Consider the following 23930-nt stretch of genomic DNA (forward strand, 5'->3'; position numbering starts at 1 on the left):
AGCGGCTAGCTCATACTTGCGGCCTATCCAGGCAGTATGCGATGCACCGTATTCGGTACCGGCTATCTGGGCGCGACACATGCCGCGGGGATGGCCGAGCTCGGCCACGAGGTGATCGGGGTCGACATCGACCCGGGCAAGGTGGCCAAGCTGGCCGCCGGTGACATCCCGTTCTACGAACCTGGCCTGCGCAAGGTGTTGAACGACAACCTTTCTGCCGGGCGGCTGCGGTTCACCACCGACTATGACGAGGCCGCCGATTTCGCCGATGTGCACTTTCTCGGCGTCGGTACGCCGCAGAAGAAGGGCGAATACAGCGCCGATCTACGCCACGTGCACGCCGTCATCGACACCCTGGTGCCGCGGCTGCGCCGGTCCGCGGTGATCGTCGGCAAGTCGACCGTTCCGGTCGGCACGGCCGCTGACCTGGCTGAGCGGGCCCGGGCACTGGCTCCCGCGGAGGTCGACGTCGAGGTGGCCTGGAACCCGGAGTTCCTCCGCGAAGGCTACGCGGTGCACGACACCCTGCACCCCGACCGCATCGTGGTTGGGGTGCAGCACGATTCGCTTCGGGCGGAGGCAGCGGTCCGCGAACTCTACGCCCCGTTGATGGAGGACGGCGTGCCGTTTCTCGTCACCGATCTGCAGACTGCCGAACTGGTCAAGGTGTCGGCCAACGCGTTCCTGGCGACCAAGATCTCGTTCATCAACGCGATCTCCGAAGTGTGTGAAGCAGCCGGCGCTGACGTCACCCTCCTGGCCGACGCACTGGGCTACGACCCACGCATCGGGCGCCGGTTCCTCAATGCGGGCCTGGGTTTCGGCGGTGGCTGCCTCCCGAAGGACATCCGCGCTTTCATGGCCCGTGCAGGCGAACTCGGCGCAAACCACGCGCTGACCTTCCTGCGCGAGGTCGACAGCATCAACATGCGTCGTCGCACCGCGATGGTGGAACTGACCACCCGGGCCTGCGGTGGATCCCTGCTGGGTGCCAACATCGCCGTCCTCGGCGCGGCATTCAAACCCGAGTCCGACGACGTGCGCGATTCACCTGCCCTCAACGTCGCCGGCATGCTGCAACTGAACGGGGCTGCGGTAAACGTGTACGACCCCAAGGCGATGGACAACTCACAGCGGGTTTTCCCGACGCTGAACTACTCCACCTCGGTGATCGAAGCCTGCGACCGGGCCGACGCGGTGCTGGTGCTCACCGAGTGGGCCGAATTCGTCGACCTGGACCCGGCCGAGCTGGCCGACACGGTGCGGGTCAAAGTCGTTGTGGACGGCCGCAATTGCCTGGATGCGGAGCGGTGGCGGGACGCCGGATGGCGGGTGTACGCACTGGGACGCCCCGTCGCCACTGTTTGACACTTGTAGAACAAATTCCGCGGTCGTAGGCTCGGGCCATGCGGGAACGAATCCGGTGGATGGCCCTGCACGGGGTGGTACGAGGTATCTCTGCGGTCGGCATGCGTCGGGGCGATCCGCAGGCTCGGTTGATCGCCGACCCGGCGGTGCGCGCCGACCCGGCGCCGTTCGCCGACGAAATGCGCCGTCGCGGACCGCTGGTGCGTGGCCGCGCCCTCCTGATGACGTTCGACCACGACGTGGCCACCGACCTGCTGCGCTCCGACGACTTCCGGGTGTCGCGGCTGGGCGGCAACCTGCCAAAACCGTTGCGCTGGGTGGCCGACAAGACCGACACCGGGATGCTGCACCCGCTGCTGCCGCCGTCACTGCTGGCGACAGAACCCCCAGATCACACCCGCTACCGCAAGCTGGTCTCCTCGGTATTTACCACCCGCGCGGTCGCCCGGCTCCGGGAACGCGTCGAGGAAACCGCGAACGAGCTGCTGGACTCGATGGACAGCGGTGTGGTCGACATCGTGGACCGGTACTGCGCCCAACTGCCGGTCGCGGTGATCAGCGACATCCTGGGCGTACCGGACGCCGACCGGCCCCAGATCCTGCGCTTCGGTGAGCTAGGCGCCCCGAGCCTGGACATCGGGTTGACCTGGCGGCAGTACCAGAAGGTGAACTCCGGCATCCACGGATTCGAGACCTGGCTGACCGATCACCTGCGCCGGCTGCGGCGCAATCCCGGCGATGACCTGCTCAGCCAGATCATCCAGGCCTCCGATGCCGGAGCGGCCGGGGAACCGCTCAACGAGTCGGAACTGCGGGCGCTGGCCGGGCTGGTGCTGGCGGCCGGCTTCGAGACCACGGTCAACCTGCTGGGCAACGGAATCCGCATGCTGCTCGACCAACCTGAGCACCTGCAGACCCTGGCGGCCCGCCCCGAGCTGTGGCCGAACGCGGTGGAGGAAATCCTGCGGCTCGACTCCCCGGTACTGATGAGCGCGCGGGTGGCCCTCCGCGACACCGAAGTCGCCGGCACCGCGGTGCAGGCCGGGGAACTCGTCATCGTGCATCTCGCGGGCGCCAACCGCGACCCCGCGGTCTTCACCGACCCACACCGTTTCGACGTCGAACGTGACAACGCGGGCCGGCACCTGTCGTTCTCCGGCGGCCGGCACTTCTGCCTCGGCGCGGCACTGGCCAGGGCGGAAGGACAGGTAGGCCTGCAAACCTTCTTCGATCGCTTCCCCGACGCCCGGGCCGCCGGCGAAGGCAGTCGCCGCGACACCCGGATCCTGCGCGGCTGGTCGACTCTGCCGATAACACTCGGAAAGGCACGCACAGCGGTAGGTTCGTGACGTGGACTTCCGAGCTGCTCTGCTCGACCAGACCCGGAGCTTCGGGGAACTGATCGCCGCCAGCGATCCCGAGACGCTGGTGCCGACGTGCCCGGACTGGACGCTCAAGCAACTGTTCCGACATGTCGGGCGCGGAAACCGTTGGGCGGCACAGATTATCTCCGAGCGCCGGGTCTCACCTCTCGACCCCCGCGAGGTCCACGAAGGGAAGCCGCCCGACGATCCGGACGCCGCGATCGACTGGCTCAACGCGGGTGCGGCCCAGGTCCTCAAGTCGGTGGACCAGATCGGCACCGACGCCAGGGTGTGGACCTTCCTGGGCCCCAAACCCGCGGGTTGGTGGGTACGGCGACGCGTTCACGAGGCGGCGGTACACCACGCCGACGCCGCACTGGCCGTGGGAACCGAGTTCGTGCCACCCGCCGATCTCGCCGCCGACGCGGTCAGTGAATGGCTCGAGATCGCCACCGGCATGGCCAAGAAACGGCACGGAGTACCGCTCGCTTTGGGCACCAGCATCCACCTGCACGCGACCGACGACGGCCTGGGGCCGACGGGGGAGTGGACGGTAGAGCACGACGAGGACGGGCTCGGGTGGTCTCACAGTCACGGCAAGGGCACGGTCGCGCTGAAGGGCCCGGCTCACAAGCTACTGATGGCGGTCACCCGCCGGGGCACGGCTGCCGACCTCGGTCTGGAAGTGTTCGGCGACACCGCAACCTGGGACGCCTGGCTCGACCGCACACCGTTCTGAGAGGCGTAGGTTTCGTTCATGACCACATCCGAGATCGCGACGGTTCTGGCCTGGCATGACGCGCTGGACGAGGACGACATCGACACCCTGATAGCGCTGTCCAGCGATGACATCGAGGTGGGCGACGCCAACGGTGCCGCCCAAGGGCACGCCGCCCTGCGTGAGTGGGCCGCGTCCGGCGGGGACACCGTGACGCCCGGGCGGATGTTCGTGCACGACGGCGTGGTCGTCGTCGAACAGACCATCATGGCGGCCGACGGAACCACCCGCACCGGCGCGGCGGCGTTCCGGGTGGTGCACGACCACGTCACGTCGGCGTTCCGTCACGACACCCTGGCCGCAGCCCTGGCGGCCACCGAGCTCACCGAAAAAGACCTCGCGGGCTGACACGCCGTCAGGGCAGGCCGGCGAGCACCTTGTCGAGAGTGACCGGCAGATCCCGGACGCGCACCCCGGTGGCGTGGTAGACGGCGTTGACCACTGCCGCGGCGGCGCCGACGATGCCGATCTCGCCCGCACCGCGGGAGCCCATCGGATTCAGGTGCTCCTCGACCTCGTCGAGCCAGATCGCGTCGACATCGGGAACATCCGCGTGCGCACTGATGTGGTACGACGCGAGGTCCTGCGTGACGACATGCCCGAAGCGCGGGTCACGGACGCTCTCCTCGTGCAGCGCCATGGACAAGCCCATGGACATGCCGCCGATCAGTTGGGAACGCAGCGTGCGCGCGTTGATGGCACGCCCCACCGAGAACACCCCGAGCATCCGCGGTATCCGGATCTCACCGGTGTCGCAGTTGACGTGTGCCTCGACGAAGTGGGCGCCGAACGACTGCACGGTGAATTTCTCGGCGTCGGGGTTCTGCGGTGCCTCCGCCTCAGCCGTCACACCGATATGTGGATGGTCCCCGTGTTCGCGGCGAAACTGCTTGGCGGCAGCCACGATTGCCGAACCCCAGGAGGTGATGCCGGACGAGCCGCCCGCCACCGAAGCCTGCGGCAGATCCGTGTCCCCGATCTGCAGGTCCACCGCCGCAACATCGCAATCCAGGGCATCGGCGGCGATCTGAGTCAACGCCGTCCAGGTGCCCGTGCCGATGTCGGCCGCACCGATCTGCACGGTGTAGCGGCCCTGCTCGATGTGGGTGATGCGGGCCGTGTTGCCCTCCATCGCCATGCCCGGATAGGTCGCGGCGGCTACCCCGGTACCGATAAACCAATGGCCGGCAAGATATTTCGCAGGCCGCGGGTCACGCGGCGACCAGTCGAAGCGCTGAGCCCCGACGCGTAGGCACTCGATCAGGTGGCGCCCCGACCAGGGCTTGCCCGTTTCGGGATCCACCTTGGGTTCATTGCGGACACGCAGCTCGATCGGGTCGAGATGGCAGGCCACCGCGAGTTCGTCCATCGCCACCTCGGCGGCGAAGGTGCCCGGGCACTCACCCGGCGCCCGCATCCAGAACGGAACGGGAACGTCGAGCGTGGCCAGCCGGTGCGACGTGCGCCGGTTCGGGCAGGCGTACATCTTGCGGGACGTCACGCCCGTCTGCTCGGCGAATTCCTTGACCGCCGAGGTCTGTTCGACCACCTCGTGGGCGAGGGCGACGAGCCGGCCGTCTTTGTCGGCGCCCAGCCGTACCCGCTGAATGGTGGGGGTTCGGTAGCCGACGAGTGAGAACATCTGCTGTCGGGTCAATGCGAGTTTCACCGGGCGGCCGTCGCAGCGCTGAGCAGCCAGCACGGCCAGCACATCGTGGGCGTGGGGTGCTCCCTTGGACCCGAAGCCGCCGCCCACATGCGGGGCGACCACTCGCAGCTGTTCGGGCTGCAGGTCGAACAGTGGGGCCAGCGTCTTGCGCACGACGTGAACACCTTGGGTGGAGTCGTACAGAGTCACCGCGGGTTGACCGTCGCGTATCGCCCACTGCGCGATACAGGCGTGTGGCTCCATGGGATTGTTGTGCTCGATCGGCGTGCGGTAGGTCTGATCGACGGACACCTCGGCGGTGGCCAGCGCCGTGTCGACGTCACCCTGTTCGGTGTCGGGAGGAAACGACGGATTGACCGACTCAGGGGTGTACAGGCCGGGGTGATCGGCGGACAGTTGCGTGTCGTGCGACTCCTCGTCGTAGTCCACTCGCACCAGAGCGCTTGCCTCCCGGGCAATTTCGGCCGTCTCGGCGAGGACGCCACCGATGAGCTGCCCGCGGAAGTGCACCTGGTTGTCCTGCAGGATCGCCAATTCGCCATCGGATGTATCGGCGAGCCTGGGAGCGTCGAACACGGTCAACACGTCGAGTACGCCGTCGAGAGCGAGGGCTCCGGTGGTGTCCATCGCCGCGACGCGGCCACGTGCGATGGTGGCCTGGATGGGATGCAGGTAGGCCGGATGCTCGACCTGCTGCTCGAAGGCGTAGCGCGCGGTTCCGGTGACCTTGGCCCGGCCATCGGTGCGGGCCAGCGGCTGACCGATGGCATGGGGTTCGACGAGGGTCATGGCCGCCTCCGCTCGGTCAGCATGCGTAACTGGGCGATCAAGGTACGGCGAGCCAGGGCAACCTTGAACTCGTTGCCCGGTAACGGCTCGGCCTGCTTGAGCTCCGCGTCGGCCGCCGCGGCGAACGTCTCCGCCGAGGGTTGATCGCCGGTGAGAACCTGCTCGGCGCGCCGCGCCCGCCACGGCTTGTGCGCCACACCGCCCAAGGCGATGCGGGCCGAGCCGATCTGGAACGTCGAGGTGAAAGTCAGCTCGGCGGCTACTGACACCAGCGCGAACGCGTAGGACGCCCGATCACGGACCTTGCGGTAATCCGAGGCCGCCCCTTCCGGCGCGGCGGGCAGCTCGACCGCTGTGATCAGCTCGCCGTGCCCCAACACGGTGTCACGGTCCGGTTGGTCGCCCGGAAGGCGATAGAACTCGTCGACCGGTATCCGGCGTTCCCCGTCGCCGGTCTCGATCACCACCTGCGTGTCCAGCGCGCACATCGCCACCGCCATGTCCGACGGGTGCACGGCGATGCAGTGCGGGGACGCCCCGAGGATCGCGTGGTAGCGGACGTAGCCGCCCAACGCCGAGCAGCCGCTGCCGGGAACCCGCTTGTTGCAGGGTGTGGTGACATCTTGGAAGTAGGCACACCGGGTGCGCTGCAGCAGGTTTCCGGCCGTGGTGGCAGCGTTGCGCAATTGACCTGACGCACCGGACAGCAGGGCCCGCGCCAGCATCGGATAGTGCGAGCGGATCACCGGGTTGGCGGCCAGATCGCTGTTTCGGACGTTCGCACCGATGCGCACGCCGCCGTCTGGCGTGGTCACCGTCTCCGCCAGATCGAGCCGGCTGACATCGACCAGCAGGTCCGGTTCCGCAACGCCGAGCTTCATGTGATCGACCAGATTGGTGCCACCGGCGAGATACGCGGCGTGCGGGTGCTCCGTCAGCATCGCCACCGCCTCGGCGGGGCTGGTGGCGCGGTGGTAGTCGAACGGTTTCATTGCGTGGACGCCAGCCCGATCGCCGCGACGATGTTCGGATACGCCGCACACCGGCACAGATTGCCACTCATCCGTTCGCGGATCTCGTCATCGGTCAGCGCCGGTGGGAGTTCGAGATCATCGGTGACGAAGCTCGGGGCACCCGCCTTGGCTTCGTCCAACATGCCTACCGCAGAACATATCTGGCCTGGTGTGCAATAGCCGCACTGGAACCCGTCTTCGTCGTAGAACGCCTGGGCCACCGGATGCAGTTCACCGTCGTGCTCGAGCCCGGCGGCCGTGGTGACCGACGCGCCGTCGGCGGCTGCCGCCAGCAGCAGGCAGGTGGTCACCCGGCGACCGTCGAGCAGGATGGTGCACGAGCCGCACTGGCCGTGGTCGCAGCCCTTCTTCGGGGCTGTGACGCCGAGCCGCTCACGCAGGGCGTCGAGCAGCGTCATGCGGTTGTCGACGGTCAGACTGCGCCGGGTTCCGTCGACTTCGAGCGTGACCACACTGCTGTGACGATTGGGCTGACTCACCGTCGCCGAATACCCCGGCCGACGGTAGTCAAACGTGTCGGGTCAGTGCCTGCTGGTCTGCCTGCCGGCCCGCGGTGTCGCCAGCACCGCGGCGATGCCCGTCGTCAACGGGACCGACAGCGCCAAGGCGATGCCGCCCACCGCGGAGCGGGCGATCTCGATCGCCACGCTCTCACCCGTCAGCACATCACCCAGTGAGCGGTTGGCCACGCTGAACAAAAGCAGCAGCGGCATCGCACTGCCGGCATAGGCCAGCACCAGGGTGTAGACCGTGCTGGCGATGTGGTCACTGCCCACCCGCATCGCACCGACGAAGATCGACCTCCGAGACCCACCGTGCTCGGCGAGCTCGAACACCGCCGAGGCCTGGGTGATGGTCACGTCGTTCAGCACACCGAGCGAGCCGATGATGAACCCGGCCAGCAGCAAGCCGGTGATGGACACGTTGCCCATGTACGCCGCGACCTCGTTGTTCTGGTCTTCGGACAAGCCCGTCAGATGGGCCAATTCGATTGCCGCCCAGGACAGTATCGCCGCCAGCAGTAGCGAGGTCAGGGTGCCGAGCAGGGCCGCGCTGGTACGCAGACTCACGCCGTGGGCCAGATAGATCACCGCGTACAGAATTGCTGCCGAGGCCACCAGTGACACCGGGATCGCGGGGGCGCCGTCGCGCAGCGCGGGCAACAGGAAGATCATCAGGACCGCGAAGGCCACCACGATGCCGACGATGGCGCGCAATCCGCGCCACCGCGCCACCGCCACGATCACCACCGTGAACGCCGCGGCCAGGGCGATCAGGGGCCAGGTGCGCTCGTAGTCGAAAAACGCATAGGTCGTCGTGCCGGCCTCGTCGACCTGTCGGCTCACCCGGATGCTGTCCCCGGCAGCAAGATTCGGCTGCCCGGGACCTGTGGTGAACTCCAGCAGCGTCTTGGCCCCCTGGTTCGGGCCGGAATCGATGGCCACCAGGTTCTGCACACACGTGCCGCCGCCCGGCTCGGCAGGCCTCGGTGCAGACGTCAACACGCCGCCCGCCGATGGGCTGCCGCAGTCGGCCAGGGTGCTGGATGTGACATGGCCGGCCTCGGTGGTGACGGCCCCGCCCGCGGCGTTCTGGAAGGGCAGCGGGATGTCCACCTTCTGATGGCTGGGCCAGAGCACGCCGGCGCCGACGATGACCGCCAGCCCGATGGCGATCAACAGGCCGACGACGATGCGGGCGGCCAGCGGACCCAGCGGAGACGGGCCGGCCAACGAGTGGGAGTGGGAATGCGTGTGCGCCACCCCGACAGAGTAGAGCGAGCGGCTGTCGGGTTCCTGGCGCCTACTGGCGGTAGCTCACCAGGAAGTTGCCGAGCCGCTCGATGGCCTGGGCCAGGTCCCGGGCCCACGGCAGGGTGACGATGCGCAGGTGATCCGGTGTGGGCCAGTTGAATCCCGTGCCCTGGGTCAGCAGGATCTTCTCCTGCAACAACAGATCGAGCACCAGCTGCTCGTCATCGTGGATGTCGTGCACCTCGGGATCCAGGCGGGGGAACGCGTACAGCGCACCGGAGGGCTTCACACAGGACACCCCGGGGATCTCGTTGAGCTTGGTCCACGCGGTGTCGCGCTGCTCGAGTAGCCGGCCGCCCGGCAGAACCAGGTCATCGATGCTCTGATGGCCACCGAGGGCCACCTGAATCGCATGCTGCGCAGGCACATTCGGGCACAGCCGCATATTCGACAGCAGGCTGATGCCCTCGATGAAGCTGGTCGCGTGCTCCTTGGGCCCGGTGATGACCAGCCAGCCTGAGCGGTAACCCGCCACCCGGTAGGCCTTGGACAGCCCGTTGAACGTCAGGGTCAGCAGGTCGGGCGCCAGGGTCGCCAGCGAGATGTGTTCGGCGTCGTCGTAGAGGATCTTGTCGTAGATCTCGTCGGCCAACAGCAAGAGCTGATGCTTGCGCGCCAACTCCACCATCTGCTCCAGGGTTTCGCGGCTGTACACCGCACCCGTGGGGTTGTTCGGGTTGATCACCACGAGCGCCTTGGTGCGCTCGGTGATCTTCGACTCGATGTCGGCGACATCGGGATTCCAGCCCTGGGTCTCGTCGCACATGTAGTGCACCGGGGTGCCGCCCGCCAGCGCGGTCGATGCCGTCCACAACGGGTAGTCGGGCGCCGGGATGAGCACCTGGTCGCCGTTGTCCAACAGGGCCTGCAGCGTCATCGTGATGAGCTCGGAGACACCGTTGCCCAGGTAGACGTCTTCGATGTCGAACTTGGGGAAGCCCTCGACCAGCTCGTACCTGGTGAACACCGCGCGGCGGGCGCTGGCGATGCCCTTGGAATCGGAGTAGCCCTGCGCATACGGCAGTGCTTGGATCATGTCGCGCATGATCACATCGGGTGCCTCGAAGCCGAACGGCGCGGGGTTGCCGATGTTGAGCTTGAGGATGCGGTGCCCTTCAGCTTCCAGCCGTGAGGCGTGCTCGTGTACCGGTCCACGGATCTCGTACAGGACGTCCTGCAGCTTCGTGGACTGGGTAAACGTACGCGGCTTCGGGTGCTGACCGGTCTGCCACGGCAACTGATGGGTAGTCACGCTCACCATGGTCTCATCACCGTCCACCGAATTTGGAATTTGCCGATCTTGTGGGTGGCCACCGCCACAGTCCGCCGATTTGCCGGTACCTGGCATATGTGGGCGTCCCTGGGATTCGTATGCGAGACCGCTGTGGATCCGCTTGGGTGGCCGCGTGCCGGCCAAAAACCTGCGCAACCATGGCTGGAACGCAAATGGCCGACGATTTCCCCAGGTCAAAGGGTATTTGCGTCGGCAACCATTCGACACGATGGGCAATCACATGGCACGAATTACCAGCATGTTCCGGGTCAGCACCCTGGCCCCGGTCCTCGGCGGGAGCGCCGTCGTCGCAATGGGCGTCGTCGTTGCGACCCTCGGCGGGGCGCAGCAGGAGGGCCCGGCGACCGTCGTCTCGGGCGGAGCGATGACCCTCGGTGAAACCACGACCGTCACCTACACCGGCACGATCGCTCCCGCGGTCGCGGCGCCTGCGGTCAAGGCCCCGCCTTACGGCGGCAGCGGAGGCTGACGCCCACCGGCACCGCTGCCGGAAGCTGCTTCGGGCCCGATGTTGCCTGAGGTCCACTGTGACGAGCGTGCAGGATTTTTCACTGATCCGCGCTGGACGGCGCAATATGCTGCACGCTCGTCACAGTGGTCGGGCAGGGACATGCCGGCGGAGACACGCGTCGCGCTCCCCGATACGCCGAACGGCCACCTCCTTGCGGAGATGGCCGTTCGGTACGTCAGGGACGTGCTCAGCGCTTACCGGGGCGTTTGACGCCCGCCTTCATGCCGAGCCCGACCACCGGGGGTTCCGGCTTGGCGGGCTCGGAAGGCGTTTCGGCCTTCTCGGCTGCCGGTTCCGGTGCCGGTTCGGCGGCGGCAGGTGCAGCCTGGGCGGGAGCCGCCGGAGCGGCCTTCTTGGCACCCGGGCGGCGCGCACCTGAGGCGATGCCCAGACCCACGACCGGCGGTTCCGGCTTGGCCGGTTCGGCGGCCGCAGGAGCGGCAGCCGGTGCCTCTGCCGCGGGAGCCGCTGCGGCCGGGGCCGCAGCCTTCTTGGCACCCGGACGCTTCGCGCCGGCCGCCATGCCCAGACCCTTCACCGGCGCCGCGGGAGCGGCCGGAGCTTCCGAAGCGGGAGCCTCGGCGGCCGGAGCTGCCGGAGCTGCAGTCTTCTTGGCACCCGGACGCTTCGCGCCTCCGGCGATACCCAGACCCTTCACCGGCGCCGCCGGGGCGGCGGGCGCCTCCGCGGGAGCTGCCGACGCAGCCGGGGCTGCAGCCTTCTTGGCGCCGGGACGCTTGGCGCCTCCGGCCATGCCCAGGCCCTTGACCGGCGCCGCCGGCGCGGCGGGTGCAGCAGGTGCCTCCGCGGTGGGAGCCTCGGCAGCGGGCGCTTCCTCGGTGACAACCGGTGCTGCGGCCTCGGCCTTGGCCTCGGCAGCGGCACGAGCCTCGGCCCGCTTCTCGGATTCCTTTGCCGCCGTGCCCTTTTCGGGCAGCGTGACGGTGCTCGTGTCCAGCGAGTTCAGCAGCAGCTGAGCCACGTCGAGCACTTCGGCCTTTTCGACGTTGCGCGCAGCGGCCACGTCGTCGACACCGTCGGTGATCATCACGCGGCAGAACGGGCAGCCGGTCGCGATGGTCGAGGCGGTGTCCATCGCCTCTTCGGTGCGCTCCACGTTCACGCGCTTTCCGATGTGCTCTTCCATCCACATCCGCGCGCCACCGGCACCACAGCACAGGCCGCGGTCGGCGTGGCGGGGCATTTCCTTCAGCGTCACGCCGGAGGCCTCTACCAGCTCACGCGGAGCCTCGTAGACCTTGTTGTGACGACCCAGGAAGCACGGGTCGTGGTAGGTGACCTCGGGCCCACCGGTGGACTTGACCGGCACCAGCTTCTTGTCCCGCACCAGCCGGTTGAGCAGCTGGGTGTGGTGCACGACGGTGTAGTTGGCACCCAGTTGCGGGTACTCGCGACCGATCGTGTTGAAGCAGTGCGGGCAGGTCACGATGATCTTGCGGTCGACGGTCTCGACGCCCTCGAACAGCTCGTTGATGGTCTCGACGTTCTGCCCGGCCAGCTGCTGGAACAGGAACTCGTTGCCGGAGCGGCGGGCCGAGTCACCGGTACAGGTCTCACCGGTACCCAGCACCAGGAACTTGACGCCCGAGGCGGCCAGCAGCTCGGCGACGGCCTTGGTGGTCTTCTTGGCCCGGTCCTCGTAGGCGCCGGCGCAGCCGACCCAGAACAGGTACTCGAAGCCGTCGAAGCTTTCGACATCCTGTCCGTAGACCGGGACGTCGAAGTCGACCTCGTCGATCCAGTTGGTGCGGTCCTTGGCGTTCTGGCCCCAGGGGTTGCCCTTGGTCTCCAGGTTCTTGAACAGCACACCGAGCTCGCCGGGGAACTCCGACTCGACCATGACCTGGTAGCGACGCATGTCGACGATGTGGTCGATGTGCTCGATGTCCACCGGGCACTGCTCGACGCACGCACCACAGTTGGTGCAGGACCACAGCACATCCGGGTCGATGACGCCGCCCTGCTCGGCGGTACCGACGAGCGGGCGCAGCGCCTGCTCGGGGCCGGAACCTTCGATGCGTGCGAAGCCGTCTTCGGGCACACCGTGCCCGTGCAGACTGTCGCCCAGCTTGGCGAAATCGACCGAGCCCTCTTCGGGCATCGGCTTGCCCTCGATGATGTAGGGAGCCTTGGCGAACAGGTGGTCGCGCAGGTTCATGATCACGAGCTTGGGTGACAGCGGCTTACCTGTGTTCCAGGCCGGACACTGCGACTGGCAGCGACCGCACTCGGTACAGGTGGCCATGTCGAGGTTGGCTTTCCAGCTGAAGTCCTCGATGCGGCCCTTGCCGAACACCGCATCCTCGGCGGGATCCTCGAAGTCGATCTGCTCGCCCTTGTATTCCATCGGCAGCAGCGGGCCGAGGCCGTCGGGCAGACGCTTGAAGGTGACGTTGATCGGGGCAAGGCCGATGTGCAGGTGCTTGGAGTGCAGCACGATCAGCAGGAAGGCCAGCATGACGCCCAGGTGGGCCATCAATGCGATGGTCTCCAGCCAGACGTTGGCGGTGTGGCCCAGCGGAGCCAGCAGGGCGGCCATGCCGTCGGAGAAGAAAGCGCCCGTCTGGTAGGGGAAGTTCTCGCCCAGCACGTTGACGGCCGCGCCGCGGAAGACCGCGTAGGTGGCGATGACCAGGAAGATCATGATCAGGATCGTCCAGGCGCCGCCGTTGTGCGAGCCGTAGAAGCGGGACTCGCGGCCCAGCTGCTCGGGGTTCTTCCGGATGCGGATGATCGCGAAGACGATGATGCCGGCCAGCACGGCGACGGCGAAGAAGTCCTGCAGGAAGCCCAGCACCGCCCAGCGGCCGACCAGCGGGATGTGGAACTCAGGGTTGAACAGCACCCCGTAGGCCTCGAGGTACACCGTGGCGAGGACGAAGAAGCCCCACATGGTGAAGAAGTGCGCGAGGCCGGGGATCGACCATTTCAGGAGCTTCGACTGGGCGAAGACTTCCTTGTTCTGGTTCAGGAAACGCTGGACGAGATGGTCCTTGCGGCCACGCTCGTCACCGACCTTCTGCCCCGAGCTGATCAGCTTGGTCAGCCACAGCACGCGCTTGCCGGCGAACGCCAGCACGACGAGCGTGGCGAGCACACCGAGAATCAGCCGCGACACAACCAGGGTGTGTTCGAGACTCTCCACAGAAACGCCTCCATTCGGATGTTACCCACGGGTAACTTGGGCATAGTTACCCGTCGGTAACTTAGCTTCCTTCTGCTCATAGTGACATTTCGGTGTTTCTCACCGCTACCGAGGCTTGCCTAACTTTGAGATCACTGTGGTATAGCTCTCAGCCCTGGGGCGCCAGCATCGCCCGCAACATCGACAGCATTTCGGTGCGTGACTCGGCACCGAGACGGCGCCGGATCCGGGCGACGTGATGCTCGACTGTCTTCGCCGAGATGAACAACTGACTCCCGATATCGCGGTAGGGCATTCCGAGCAGCAGCAGTTCGGCCACCTCGCGCTCGCGGTCGGACAATTTGGTGGACGACGGAGCCGGCGCCTGAGGGGCGGCACCTAGAGGGGTTACCGGAGCAACTTCGACGTCCTCGACCGCGCTGGCCTGCTTGAGGTCGCGGGCCAGTTGCAACATCGCCTGGGACACCCGGGCATCCGGCGTCTGCAACGCGGCCTGGCTGGCCAGCCGGGTGCCGTCCCACGTCAGACCGAACTGAGACAGGGCCCGGGCCGCAGTGGTGACCTCGTCGGTGTCGACGTGATTGGCCAGCACCCGCAGCCAGGTGCGCCCGGCATTGGCCAACGCCCGGGCGAAGGCGCTCTGAGCGGCCGCTGCGGTCAGCGCCTGCCCGTGCGGGGCGACGGCTCCGGGCGAGTTGGCGAGGATTCCGGCGTGCACACCGGCCCAGTGCAGCGGCACCGACCACAACACCGGATTGCCCAGCGCCTCAAGCAGGCCCCACGCCTCCGACAGCGTGTGTTCCAGTCGGTCGACCTGACGCATCCTGGCGCCGGCCACCCACAACTCACCCAGCGGCAGCAGCGAGAACAGGTCGATCGAATACTCGGCGAGCACCTCCACCGCGGCATACCAGTGCTTCTGGACGGCGCCGCTGTCCCCACTGCGCCGGGCGATCGCGGTACGCAGCGCCGCGGCCCACAACGCGTCTCTCCGGTGCAGATCGTCACCAGCTTCGGCGGCGTCCGCGCCGGCCGCGCCGAGCTGGCCGTCCTGCATCTTCACCCACCCCAACAGCAGGCGGTGGCGGGCCGCGCTGAACGCCTCCTCGCCGGCGCTGCCTGCCCGCACCGCACGGCTGATCACACTGCGTGCCCGCACCGAGTCGCCGCCGTGCAGCGCCGCCAGGGTCACCAGCGCCGCCGGGGTGTCGGGGGCGACGCCGCCGGCCTGATATTCGGATGTGACAGCCTGCCCCAGCCGGGCCACCGTCACCGCGAACGGCTGATCCAGCGACAGCACCAGGCCTTCGGCCAGGCTGCGTGCCGCCCTCGCCGTCGAGGTGGGTGGTCCGGCCACCTCGGTGCTCGAGGACGCCCGCGCCGCATCGACGTCACCGGCGGCGAGAAAGGACGTCGCGGCGGCTGAGCTGATCAAGGTGTCCGGGTACGGGCCGAGCCAGCGGAAGAGGTCCGCGGCCTGTGCTGCGCCGCCGTCGTGCATGGCGACGCTGGCCGCCACCCGGACCGCGGTGGCCCGTTCGGACGGGTCCTCGGAGCCGAGCAGCTCATCGGCCATGCGCGCCGCGGTGGTGCAGTCCCCGGCCAGCGCCAGTGCGTCGGCCAGCCGGGTGCTCACCGCGGCGGCCCCGGCCGTGACCGCGGCGCGGTAGAGCCGGGCCGCCCGCGCCGGCCGGGTGCGATTGTGGGCGGCGTGCTCGGCCAGTGCCTCGGCCAGCCGGTCATCACGCAGTCCGTGTTCGGCCAGGCGCACCGCGAGGTCGGCAGACAAGGTCGACAGCTCGATTTGCGAAGTGAGCAGGGAGGTTTCGATCTCATGATGGCGGGCGGCACCGGCGATCTGGGCGAGCGATTCATGCACCAGCCGCACGAACCGCCGGTCGTGGGACGGTTCCACCAACCCGCCGGCGCGGGCCCGATCCACCAGTGCCGACGCGTCAGCGCCGCTCAGGCGCAGCGCCGCCGCCACGTCGTCGGGGCCGAGATCGTGGCTCAGCGAAAGGATCAGCAGCGCATCGCGAGTGGCGTCGTCGACCCGGCGCAACCGTTGCAGCAGAGCGAACCGAGCCGCTTCGGCCGGCGCCTCGACCGCGTCCGCCGCTGCGCGCAACAGAAACGGCAGGCCCGCGGTTGCAGTGAGCACCGATCGCACGGTTTCCACCGTGGCCGGCGACCCCAGCGCCGTGGTCAGCACCCGGCCCACCTCGTCTGCGGTCATGGGCCCGAGCCGCAGCACCGGGTTTTCCCGCTCGAGCGCGGTGGCCAACGCCTGCAGCGGCGGGCGGTGGGTCAGCGGTTCACAGGCCACCACCACAGTCGCCGAAGGGTCCGCGACTTTCTCTGCAAGACAGTCGATCTCGGTGTCGCCCAGCTGGTCTGCGTCGTCGATGACGAACGCCGCCTCGGCTGCATCGCCCGGACGAGGTGCACGGGTCAGCACAGTGCGGCCGGCCTCGCGCAATGCGCTGCGGATCTCGGCGAGCACCGTGCTCTTCCCGGTTCCGATGCCGCCGGACAGCAGCAGCTTGACCGGCGCGGCGGGATTGGCCAGTACCGCACCGACCGCCGATCGGGCAGCCGACGGGAGCTCCGGAACGGGTTCCGGTGCCGGGGCGGTCATCAGCGTCGCCCTAGGCTCCGCCGCCTGGGGCCTCCGCCGCCGCAGTGGTGGTCACCGGCGGCTGGGTGGTGGTCGGAGGCTTCGTTGTCGTCGGGGGCTGCGTTGTGGTCGTCGGCGGTTGCGTCGTGGTGGTCGTTGTCGTGGTCGGCGGCGTCGTTGTCGTGGTGGTCGTCGTTGTTGTGGTGGTCGTGGTCGGGCTCGTCGTGGTGGTGGTCTCCGGCGCGGACGTCGTCGTCTCCGGCGGCGGGGGTGGCGGCGCGATGACCGTGGTGGTTCTGACTCCGTCGGGCCCTTCGGTCACGGTGGTGACCGGCTCGGGCGGCGGCCCCTCGGGGGACGGCCCCATCGAATAGGTGGTGCTGGTCTCGGTGACCGGGGTGGAATCCCCCTCGGAGCTGGTCAACGTCACCGCGAGGCCGCCTGCGGCCAGCAGCACGGCCGCGGCTGCCGCCCCGAACAGGATCCCCGGGCGCTTGTACCAGGGCAGCGGCGCCGGTCCGGCGTCGAACATCTCCTCTTCGTGGCTGAACTCGACGGGTGGCCGCGCCGCGGTCGTGCCCGGCGCTGTTTCGTATTCGCCGCCGGCATAGGGCACCGGTTCGTTTCCGGGCGCATCATCCTGCGACCAGGCCAGGGCACCGACGTTCGCCCCGTCGGCGCCGTTGGCCGACGGGTGCGCCGCAGTGGCTCCCGCCGCCCAGGCCGCCGGACCGAGGCTGGTCGGGGCCATCCCGGTCGGAGCGTCGGCGGCCGCCACCTCTGGGGCCATGCCGGTCGCCGCAGCGGCGTCGATGACTCGTTCGGCGACGAGAGCGGCGCCCAGCGCCGCATCGAGCTGGGGTCGCTGGGTGGTCACCACCGGGGCTCGCAACCGCTCGGACAGTCGCTGGGTGACCAGGGGGATCGCCGCTCCGCCGCCGACGGTGGCGACCGCGTTCACACTCGACAGCGCAATGTTGTTGCGCTGCAACGTGTCTTCAACGGCATCCAACAGACCGGCCAGGGCCGCGGACATGAGTTGCTCTAGTTCGGGGCGGGTCACCCTGACATCGGAGTTGAACCCGGGCAGTTCGGTGGGAATCGCCGTCGCGGTGTCGGCGGACAACCGCTCCTTGGCCTGCCGGCATTCGGCCCGCAGTCTCGCCAGCGAACCGACCGCCGCGGTACCCGCCGGATCGGCATCGTTGGCCGTCGCCACTCCGCTGAGCACATGGTTGAGCAACGCCTGGTCGATCTGGTCGCCGGAGAAATCGGGATAGCGAACAGTCGGTCCGATGGTGGCGAAATCGGCACCGGCGTCGGCCAGTGTCACGCTCGTCCCGCTGCCACCGAAATCGCACAACACCACGACGCCGTCGGCGGGTAACCCGGGATCGGCCTGCAGCGCCGCCAGCGCGGTCAACGAGTCGGGCACCAGGCCCGGCGGAACGCCGTCGGGCGACAGCGCGGCCTTGTTGCGTAGTGCGCCGCGCAACGCGCCGACGGTGCTCGGGCCCCAGTGCGCCGGTACCGCGATCACCACGGGCGCACCGCCGCCGGCAGTGCGGGCCATCACGTCCAGCGCCTCGGCCAGCACCAGTTCCCCGCGGTGCTGGGATCCATCGGCAGCGACGAGAGGTACGGGGTCGCCGACACGTTCCACGAAGCCGGCCAGCGGCAGTCCGCTGCCCGTGTACTCGCCCACGTCCGGTGCGCGGTCGTTGTGCAACGTGAAGATCGATCGGCGGATCACCGGTTGGCGGCCTTCGTGGGCTGCCACCAGGTTGGTCATCCCGATCGACAACCCCAGTGAGTCAGTCATCAGGCGTCACTCCTGTTGTCTCGGCCGACCCTCACCCTAACTGCTGAGGCGTCAAGGGCCCGGCATTGTTCCCCTAGTGGCGTCAATCCCCTAATGCCCGCCCCCCTAATGGCGGGTGGGTAGGGGTGGGTTCGGCACCGATCCCAGCGCCCTCACAGCTGGCTAGCATTCGAAGCGAACTGTTGAGGAGGTGGAGCATGGCGAACACATTGCTGGACTTTGTGATGTCGCTCGTACGCGACCCCGACGCTGCTGCCCACTATGCCGCCGACCCGGCGCAGGCCATCGCCGATGCGCATTTGACCGATGTGACCAGCGCGGACGTGAACAATCTGATTCCGGTCGTGTCGGAGTCGCTCTCGACGGCCGGCACCGGCGGCTCGTTCGGCGACCTCGGTGCCACCGATCCGGGCGGCAACGTCTGGGCCAGTGGCGCGGCCACTGCGGCATTCGACGCCTTCGGCGATCACGTGCCGGTCGATGCGCCCAACCATGCCTGGGATGCGACGGCGAGCCAGGTGATCGACCAGTCGGACTCCCTGGACCATGTGGTGGCCTCCGGACCGGCCATCGGCGACTCCGGGCTTCTCGACCAGCCGCTCGACGACATATCACTGCAGCTCAACGAGCCCGTGATCGACGATGCGCCTGTCACCGACCCGGCCCTGGCGCCCGATTGGGGGCAGCCGATCGTCGATGACCAGCACCACATCGACGGGGCCGGCGGATTCGATATCTTCGACTGAAGCACCCAGCTCTCCGATAAGCGCGCGACCCATGTGGTCGCGCGCTTATTGCGTTTAGCTGCGCAAACGTCAATAGAGTTGGGGATGCCCACCCATGCCCCTACATATCCCCTATGCCCCTAGTGGGGCAGCCCCCTGTACCCCGGGTGGGGGTGTTGCGGGGAGGGGAATCGACCCCGTTTCCGGTGCCGCGGCGCACCCATAACGTTGTCTCCAGATCGCCGGAGAGCCCGGCGGGGGAACTCACCAGAGACTCCCAGAAACATTCGAAAGGTTGGAGAAATGACCTCTCTGATCGACTTCATCCTGGACCTGTTCCGTAGCCCCGCCTCGGCAGCTTCGTTCATCGCCGATCCGGACGGCAGCCTGCGCGACGCCGGCCTCCCGAACGTGACCGCAGCCCAGCTGCATGCCGTGGCGGCCACTGCCGCCCCGGCCGGCGTCCTGCTCGGTGGCGGAAACCCGGTGCTCGGCCTGCAGCGCGCGGTCGCCGACCACCACAGCCTGCCGGCCCAGTTCGCGAACCAGGTCGCCTCGCCGTTCTCCCCGCAGACGCAGTTCGCGCCGGAGGTGGCCAGCCGCAACAACACCGACTTCGCGAGCCACAACGACACCGATTTCGCCAGCAACAACCACACGCCGATCATGAGCCCGAATCAGGACGCCGGCGCCAACGCCCAGCAGGGTGCATTCAACCTGGGCTTCGGTGACATCACTCTCGGCGACAAGAGCACCAACACCGCCACCAACGGCGGCGTGGTGGTCGACGGCGAGAACAAGGGCGACATCGTCAGCGGTGACGGTGCCGTACTCGGCGACGGCAACACCATGAACAACGGCGATATCTTGGCCGGCTCCGGCTCACACGTCGCGGTCGGCAAGGACAACGCCATCGAGGACAGCTCGCAGCACGCCGGCGGCGACGTGGTGTCCGGTAACGACGGTCCGGTGATCAAGGACGTCGACATGAGCGGCGGCCACGGCGGCGGCGCGTCCGGCGGCGACAGCCTGATCGGTATCGGCAGCGGCGGTGCGTCCGGTGGCGACGGCGGCAACGCCGGCTCGATCATCCTGACCGATGCCTCGACCCACGCGGTCGGCGGCAACCAGACCACGGTCGACGGTGATTACGGCAGCCGCAACACCCAGGACAACTCGACGCACACCTCGGTGCAGACCGAATCGACGCACAGCGTCGAAGACAACTCGTCGAGCTACACCTCGAACATCGGGTCGGGCAACGACACCGCGTTCGCGTCGAACAACGACACGGCGGCACACAACGACACGTCCTTCGGGTCGCACAACGACACCAGCTCGGCGCTGGGCTCGGGCAACAGCTACGACTCGCAGTCCCACACCGATGTCGCGTCGCACAACCCGATCGAGACCGGGTTCGACGCTTTCTGATCCGATCCCACAGGGGCGGGGGCCATCCGTTACGCGGGTGGCCCCCGTCCCGTTCGCACGCCTACCGTTGAGCCCGGCATGCAGGAGGGACTTCCATGACGCAACCCAACGACCCCAGGCCAGGGGTGGCGGCGGGCACGCCGGTCCGACCGGTCAAGGTGATCGTCGAACTCATCGACCACACCAGCACGATCGCTGCCACCTATGACCGCGGCGACCTGGTGGAGCGGCTGCGGTTGGCGAAGATGCGCATCAGCGACCCGCAGATCCGCGTGGTCATCGCGGGCCAGCTCAAGCAGGGCAAGAGCCAATTGCTGAACTCGCTGCTCAACATTCCGGTGGCCCGCGTCGGCGACGACGAGTCCACTGTGCTGGCCACCGTCGTCGCCTACGGTGAGCAGCCGTCGGCGCGCCTGGTGGTGGCCCGGCCCGACGGGGCCGAACCCGAACTGATCGACATCCTGCCCTCCGAGGTGACCAACGACCTCCGTCGCGCCCCGCAGGCCGGCGGCCGTGAGGTCTTACGGGTCGAGGTGACCGCCCCGAGCCCCTTGCTCAAAGGCGGGTTGGCATTCGTCGACACCCCGGGCGTCGGAGGCCTTGGGCAGCCGCACCTTTCGGCGACCCTGGGCCTGCTGCCCGACGCCGATGCGCTGCTGATGGTCAGCGACACCAGCCAGGAATTCACCGAACCGGAAATGACCTTCATCCGCCAGGCGCTCGAAATCTGCCCGGTGGCAACGATTGTCGCGACCAAGACCGACCTGTACCCGCACTGGCGCGAGATCGTCGGTGCCAATACCGCCCACCTGCAACGGGCTGGTATTTCGACCCCCGTTACTCCCGTCTCCAGTGTGCTGCGCAGCCATGCGATCCAGCTCAACGACAAGGAACTCAACGAGGAATCGAACTTCCCGGCCATCGTGAAATTCCTGTCCGACCGGGTGCTGACGCGCGAGAGCGACCGCATCCGCGATCAGGTGGTGGATGAAATTCATTCAGCTGCAGAGCATCTACTGCTGGCGGTGAATTCCGAGCTGGCCGCGTTCACCGATCCGGGCGAACGTGAGCGGCTGACGGCCGAGCTGGAACGGCGCAAGCAGGAAGCCCAGGATGCTCTGCAGCAGACCGCGTTGTGGCAGCAGGTGCTCAACGACGGCATCTCGGACTTGACTGCCGATGTCGACCACGATCTGCGCCACCGGTTCCGCAACATCACCCAGCACGCCGAGAAGGAGATCGACACCGGCGACCCCACCCTGCACTGGGCCGAGATCGGCTCGGAGCTGGAGGAGGCGGTCGCCACCGCCGTCGGCGACAACTTCGTCTGGGCCTATCAGCGTGCCGAGGCGCTGGCCGCGGAGGTGGCCCGCACCTTCACCGAAGCCGGTCTGGAGGCCGTGCAGCTGCCACAGATCGACGCCCGTGACATGGGCGCCGGATTCGGCGAGATGAAATCGCTGGCCCGGCTGGAGGCAAAACCGATCAAGGCCGGGCACAAGGTCATCACCGGCATGCGCGGCTCCTACGGCGGCGTGCTGATGTTCGGCATGCTCACCTCGTTCGCCGGGCTGGGCATGTTCAACCCGCTGTCGCTGGGCGCCGGTCTGGTGCTGGGCCGCAAGGCGTACAAGGAGGACATGGAGAACCGCATGCTCCGGGTCCGAGGTGAGGCCAAGGCCAACATGCGCAAGTTCATCGACGACGTCGCCTTCGTCGTCGGCAAGGAATCGCGGGACCGGCTCAAGGGCATTCAACGGCAACTGCGCGACCACTACCGCGGCATCGCCAACCAGACCACCCGCTCGCTCAACGAGTCGCTGCAGGCCACCCTGATGGCGGCCAAGGTTGAGGAGAACGAGCGCAACGCCCGGGTCACGGAGTTGGAGCGCCAGAAGAACATCCTGACCCAGGTGGTCCAGCACGCACAGAATTTGGCCAGAGAGGCCCCACTAGGCTCCAACAGTTAGTTTCGATGTGGTTTTCGGGTTGGAAGGGTTGGATTCCGCAGCGTGAGCACGGCCGATCAGGTGCGCTCGATTCTGGGCGGCACCATCAAGGCGTACCGGGGCGATCCGGCGTACCGAAATCGGCCCGACGTGCACAACGAGCTGGACCGCATCGGGCGCCGGCTCAACCAGCCGATCCGCATCGCGCTCGCCGGCACGCTCAAGGCGGGCAAGTCGACGCTCGTCAACGCACTGGTCGGGGAGGACATCGCGCCCACCGACGCCACCGAGGCGACCCGCATCGTCACGTGGTTCCGGCACGGCCCCACACCGAAGGTGACCGCCAACCACCGTGGCGGGCGGCGGGCCAATGTGCCGATCGCGCGCGATCCGCATGACCGGGGCCTCACCTTCAGCTTCGCCGGGCTGAATCCCGAGGACGTCGTCGACCTCGACGTCGAGTGGCCGGCTGCCGAGCTCATCGACACCACGATCATCGACACCCCGGGCACCTCATCGTTGTCGCGCGACGTCTCCCAGCGAACCCACCGGCTGTTGGTCCCCGAGGACGGGGTTCCGCGCGTCGACGCGGTGGTGTTCCTGCTGCGCACCCTCAACGCCGCCGACATCGCCCTGCTCAAGCAGATCGGTGAGCTCGTCGGCGGGTCCTCAGGCGCACTCGGCGTCATCGGGGTGGCCTCGCGGGCCGACGAGATCGGTGCCGGGCGCATCGACGCCATGATGTCGGCCAAGGATGTCGCCAAGCGGTTCACCGAGGAGATGGACAAGACCGGGATCTGTCAGGCCGTCGTCCCGGTGTCGGGACTCCTCGCCCTGACCGCCCGCACCCTGCGGCAGAGCGAGTTCGTGGCGCTGCAGAAGCTCGCCGGCATCGAGCCCGCCCAACTGACGAAGGCCATGCTCTCGGTGGACCGCTTCGTCCGCGAGGACAGCTCACTGCCGGTGGACGCGGCCACCCGCGCGGCCCTGCTGGACCGGTTCGGCATGTTCGGTATCCGGATCTCGATCGCGGTGATGCATGCGGGGGTGTCCGACTCCGTCGCCCTGGCCGACGAGCTGCTGGAACGCAGTGGTCTGGTCGCCCTGCGCGATGTCATCGACCAGCAGTTCGCCCAACGCTCGGAGCTGCTCAAGGCGCACACGGCGCTGCTGTCGCTACGCCAGTTCGTGCAGCAAAACCCGATCTACGCGACGCCCTACATCCTCGCCGACATCGACCCACTGCTGGCGGACACGCATGCGTTCGAGGAGCTGCGGCTGCTCAGCCTGCTCCGTTCCCGGCCCACCACGCTCAACGAGGACGAGATGGCCTCGCTGCGCCGCATCATCGGCGGCTCGGGCACCGACGCGGCCAGCCGGCTCGGACTCCAACCCGACGCGCCGTTCGACGGTCCTCGCGCCGCATTCGCAGCCGCGCAACGCTGGCGGCGGCGGGCCGATCACCCGCTCAACGATCCATTTACTACGCGGGCCTGCCGGGCCGCAGTGCGCAGTGCCGAGGCATTGGTCGCCGAGTACTCGTCGCGCCACTAACGAATTCGGGCTCTCCGTCGACATACAGGTATGCGTGATTGCCTG

Annotated in this window: 17 protein-coding genes; 9 read left to right on the forward strand and 8 right to left on the reverse strand. The window is 68.0% G+C overall.

Going from position 1 to position 23930, the window contains the following annotated elements:
• Window positions 1-36 precede the first annotated feature (36 nt).
• Genes ACZYZF_RS06985 through ACZYZF_RS07000 form a run of 4 tightly spaced genes read left to right on the forward strand, consistent with a single transcriptional unit; the run spans window position 37 to window position 3858 of the window.
• A complete protein-coding gene (locus ACZYZF_RS06985) occupies window positions 37-1368 on the forward strand; it encodes a UDP-glucose dehydrogenase family protein (protein ID WP_463742908.1) in 1332 nt (443 codons plus the stop codon).
• 38 nt (window positions 1369-1406) lie between these two features.
• Window positions 1407-2717 carry a cytochrome P450 gene (locus ACZYZF_RS06990; protein ID WP_463742907.1) on the forward strand — a complete coding sequence of 437 codons (1311 nt, stop codon included), beginning with the start codon at window positions 1407-1409 and terminating at the stop codon, window positions 2715-2717.
• Window position 2718: 1 nt separating this feature from the next.
• On the forward strand, window positions 2719-3471 hold the full coding sequence (locus ACZYZF_RS06995) for a maleylpyruvate isomerase family mycothiol-dependent enzyme (protein ID WP_463742906.1): 753 nt from the start codon (window positions 2719-2721) through the stop codon (window positions 3469-3471).
• Window positions 3472-3489: 18 nt separating this feature from the next.
• Complete coding sequence (locus ACZYZF_RS07000) at window positions 3490-3858, forward strand: nuclear transport factor 2 family protein (RefSeq protein ID WP_463742905.1); 369 nt, start codon at window positions 3490-3492, stop codon at window positions 3856-3858.
• A 7-nt stretch (window positions 3859-3865) separates the two neighbouring features.
• On the opposite strand, the gene ACZYZF_RS07005 is transcribed toward ACZYZF_RS07000, so the two are convergent.
• The 5 genes from ACZYZF_RS07005 to ACZYZF_RS07025 are packed head-to-tail and all read right to left on the reverse strand — an operon-like array spanning window position 3866 to window position 10095.
• Window positions 3866-5968 carry a xanthine dehydrogenase family protein molybdopterin-binding subunit gene (locus tag ACZYZF_RS07005; protein WP_463835005.1) on the reverse strand — a complete coding sequence of 701 codons (2103 nt, stop codon included), beginning with the start codon at window positions 5966-5968 and terminating at the stop codon, window positions 3866-3868.
• Complete coding sequence (locus ACZYZF_RS07010; RefSeq protein ID WP_463835007.1) at window positions 5965-6960, reverse strand: FAD binding domain-containing protein; 996 nt, start codon at window positions 6958-6960, stop codon at window positions 5965-5967. Before ACZYZF_RS07010 ends, ACZYZF_RS07005 begins: the two co-directional genes overlap by 4 nt.
• Window positions 6957-7481: a 2Fe-2S iron-sulfur cluster-binding protein gene (locus tag ACZYZF_RS07015; RefSeq protein WP_463835008.1), complete on the reverse strand. Its 525-nt coding sequence runs from the start codon at window positions 7479-7481 to the stop codon at window positions 6957-6959. Before ACZYZF_RS07015 ends, ACZYZF_RS07010 begins: the two co-directional genes overlap by 4 nt.
• A gap of 42 nt (window positions 7482-7523) precedes the next feature.
• On the reverse strand, window positions 7524-8765 hold the full coding sequence (locus ACZYZF_RS07020; protein ID WP_463835009.1) for a YibE/F family protein: 1242 nt from the start codon (window positions 8763-8765) through the stop codon (window positions 7524-7526).
• 40 nt (window positions 8766-8805) lie between these two features.
• Complete coding sequence (locus ACZYZF_RS07025; protein ID WP_463742900.1) at window positions 8806-10095, reverse strand: pyridoxal phosphate-dependent aminotransferase; 1290 nt, start codon at window positions 10093-10095, stop codon at window positions 8806-8808.
• Between the two features lie 235 nt (window positions 10096-10330).
• Here ACZYZF_RS07025 and ACZYZF_RS07030 point away from each other — a divergent pair, with 235 nt between their 5' ends.
• Window positions 10331-10579, forward strand: coding sequence for a hypothetical protein (locus ACZYZF_RS07030; protein ID WP_463742899.1), 249 nt, complete (start codon window positions 10331-10333; stop codon window positions 10577-10579).
• Window positions 10580-10808: 229 nt separating this feature from the next.
• Here ACZYZF_RS07030 and ACZYZF_RS07035 read toward each other — a convergent pair whose 3' ends face one another.
• The 3 genes from ACZYZF_RS07035 to ACZYZF_RS07045 form a co-directional block, all read right to left on the reverse strand.
• Window positions 10809-13787 (reverse strand): (Fe-S)-binding protein, encoded by a 2979-nt coding sequence (locus ACZYZF_RS07035; RefSeq protein ID WP_463835011.1) that lies wholly within the window; start codon window positions 13785-13787, stop codon window positions 10809-10811.
• Window positions 13788-13935: 148 nt separating this feature from the next.
• A complete protein-coding gene (iniR, locus tag ACZYZF_RS07040; protein ID WP_463835013.1) occupies window positions 13936-16425 on the reverse strand; it encodes an isoniazid response ATPase/transcriptional regulator IniR in 2490 nt (829 codons plus the stop codon).
• Window positions 16426-16435: 10 nt separating this feature from the next.
• A complete protein-coding gene (locus ACZYZF_RS07045) occupies window positions 16436-18226 on the reverse strand; it encodes an Hsp70 family protein (RefSeq protein WP_463835015.1) in 1791 nt (596 codons plus the stop codon).
• 197 nt (window positions 18227-18423) lie between these two features.
• Between ACZYZF_RS07045 and ACZYZF_RS07050 the strand changes: the two genes are divergently transcribed.
• The 4 genes from ACZYZF_RS07050 (at window position 18424) to ACZYZF_RS07065 (ending at window position 23885) form a co-directional block, all read left to right on the forward strand.
• Window positions 18424-18972, forward strand: coding sequence for an Rv0340 family IniB-related protein (locus ACZYZF_RS07050; RefSeq protein ID WP_463835016.1), 549 nt, complete (start codon window positions 18424-18426; stop codon window positions 18970-18972).
• A 282-nt stretch (window positions 18973-19254) separates the two neighbouring features.
• Window positions 19255-20382, forward strand: a complete 1128-nt coding sequence (locus tag ACZYZF_RS07055) for an IniB N-terminal domain-containing protein (protein WP_463742894.1) — start codon at window positions 19255-19257, stop codon at window positions 20380-20382.
• A gap of 95 nt (window positions 20383-20477) precedes the next feature.
• Window positions 20478-22352: an isoniazid-induced dynamin-like GTPase IniA gene (gene iniA / locus ACZYZF_RS07060; RefSeq protein WP_463835017.1), complete on the forward strand. Its 1875-nt coding sequence runs from the start codon at window positions 20478-20480 to the stop codon at window positions 22350-22352.
• Window positions 22353-22394: 42 nt separating this feature from the next.
• Entirely contained in the window at window positions 22395-23885 is a 1491-nt protein-coding gene (locus ACZYZF_RS07065) for a dynamin family protein (protein WP_463835018.1), read from the forward strand.
• The last annotated feature ends 45 nt before the right edge of the window (window positions 23886-23930 follow it).

The organism is Mycobacterium sp. IDUB_24 (assembly GCF_055419385.1).

Excerpts from the sequence above, each read along its gene's own strand:
- ACZYZF_RS06985 (WP_463742908.1), top strand. The coding sequence starts at position 37 with ATGCGATGCACCGTATTCGGTACCGGCTATCTGGGCGCGACACATGCC.
- ACZYZF_RS06990 (WP_463742907.1), top strand. The coding sequence starts at position 1,407 with ATGCGGGAACGAATCCGGTGGATGGCCCTGCACGGGGTGGTACGAGGT.
- ACZYZF_RS07000 (WP_463742905.1), top strand. The coding sequence starts at position 3,490 with ATGACCACATCCGAGATCGCGACGGTTCTGGCCTGGCATGACGCGCTG.
- ACZYZF_RS07005 (WP_463835005.1), bottom strand. The coding sequence starts at position 5,968 with ATGACCCTCGTCGAACCCCATGCCATCGGTCAGCCGCTGGCCCGCACC.
- ACZYZF_RS07010 (WP_463835007.1), bottom strand. The coding sequence starts at position 6,960 with ATGAAACCGTTCGACTACCACCGCGCCACCAGCCCCGCCGAGGCGGTG.
- ACZYZF_RS07030 (WP_463742899.1), top strand. The coding sequence starts at position 10,331 with ATGGCACGAATTACCAGCATGTTCCGGGTCAGCACCCTGGCCCCGGTC.
- iniR (WP_463835013.1), bottom strand. The coding sequence starts at position 16,425 with ATGACCGCCCCGGCACCGGAACCCGTTCCGGAGCTCCCGTCGGCTGCC.
- ACZYZF_RS07045 (WP_463835015.1), bottom strand. The coding sequence starts at position 18,226 with ATGACTGACTCACTGGGGTTGTCGATCGGGATGACCAACCTGGTGGCA.
- ACZYZF_RS07050 (WP_463835016.1), top strand. The coding sequence starts at position 18,424 with ATGGCGAACACATTGCTGGACTTTGTGATGTCGCTCGTACGCGACCCC.
- ACZYZF_RS07055 (WP_463742894.1), top strand. The coding sequence starts at position 19,255 with ATGACCTCTCTGATCGACTTCATCCTGGACCTGTTCCGTAGCCCCGCC.
- iniA (WP_463835017.1), top strand. The coding sequence starts at position 20,478 with ATGACGCAACCCAACGACCCCAGGCCAGGGGTGGCGGCGGGCACGCCG.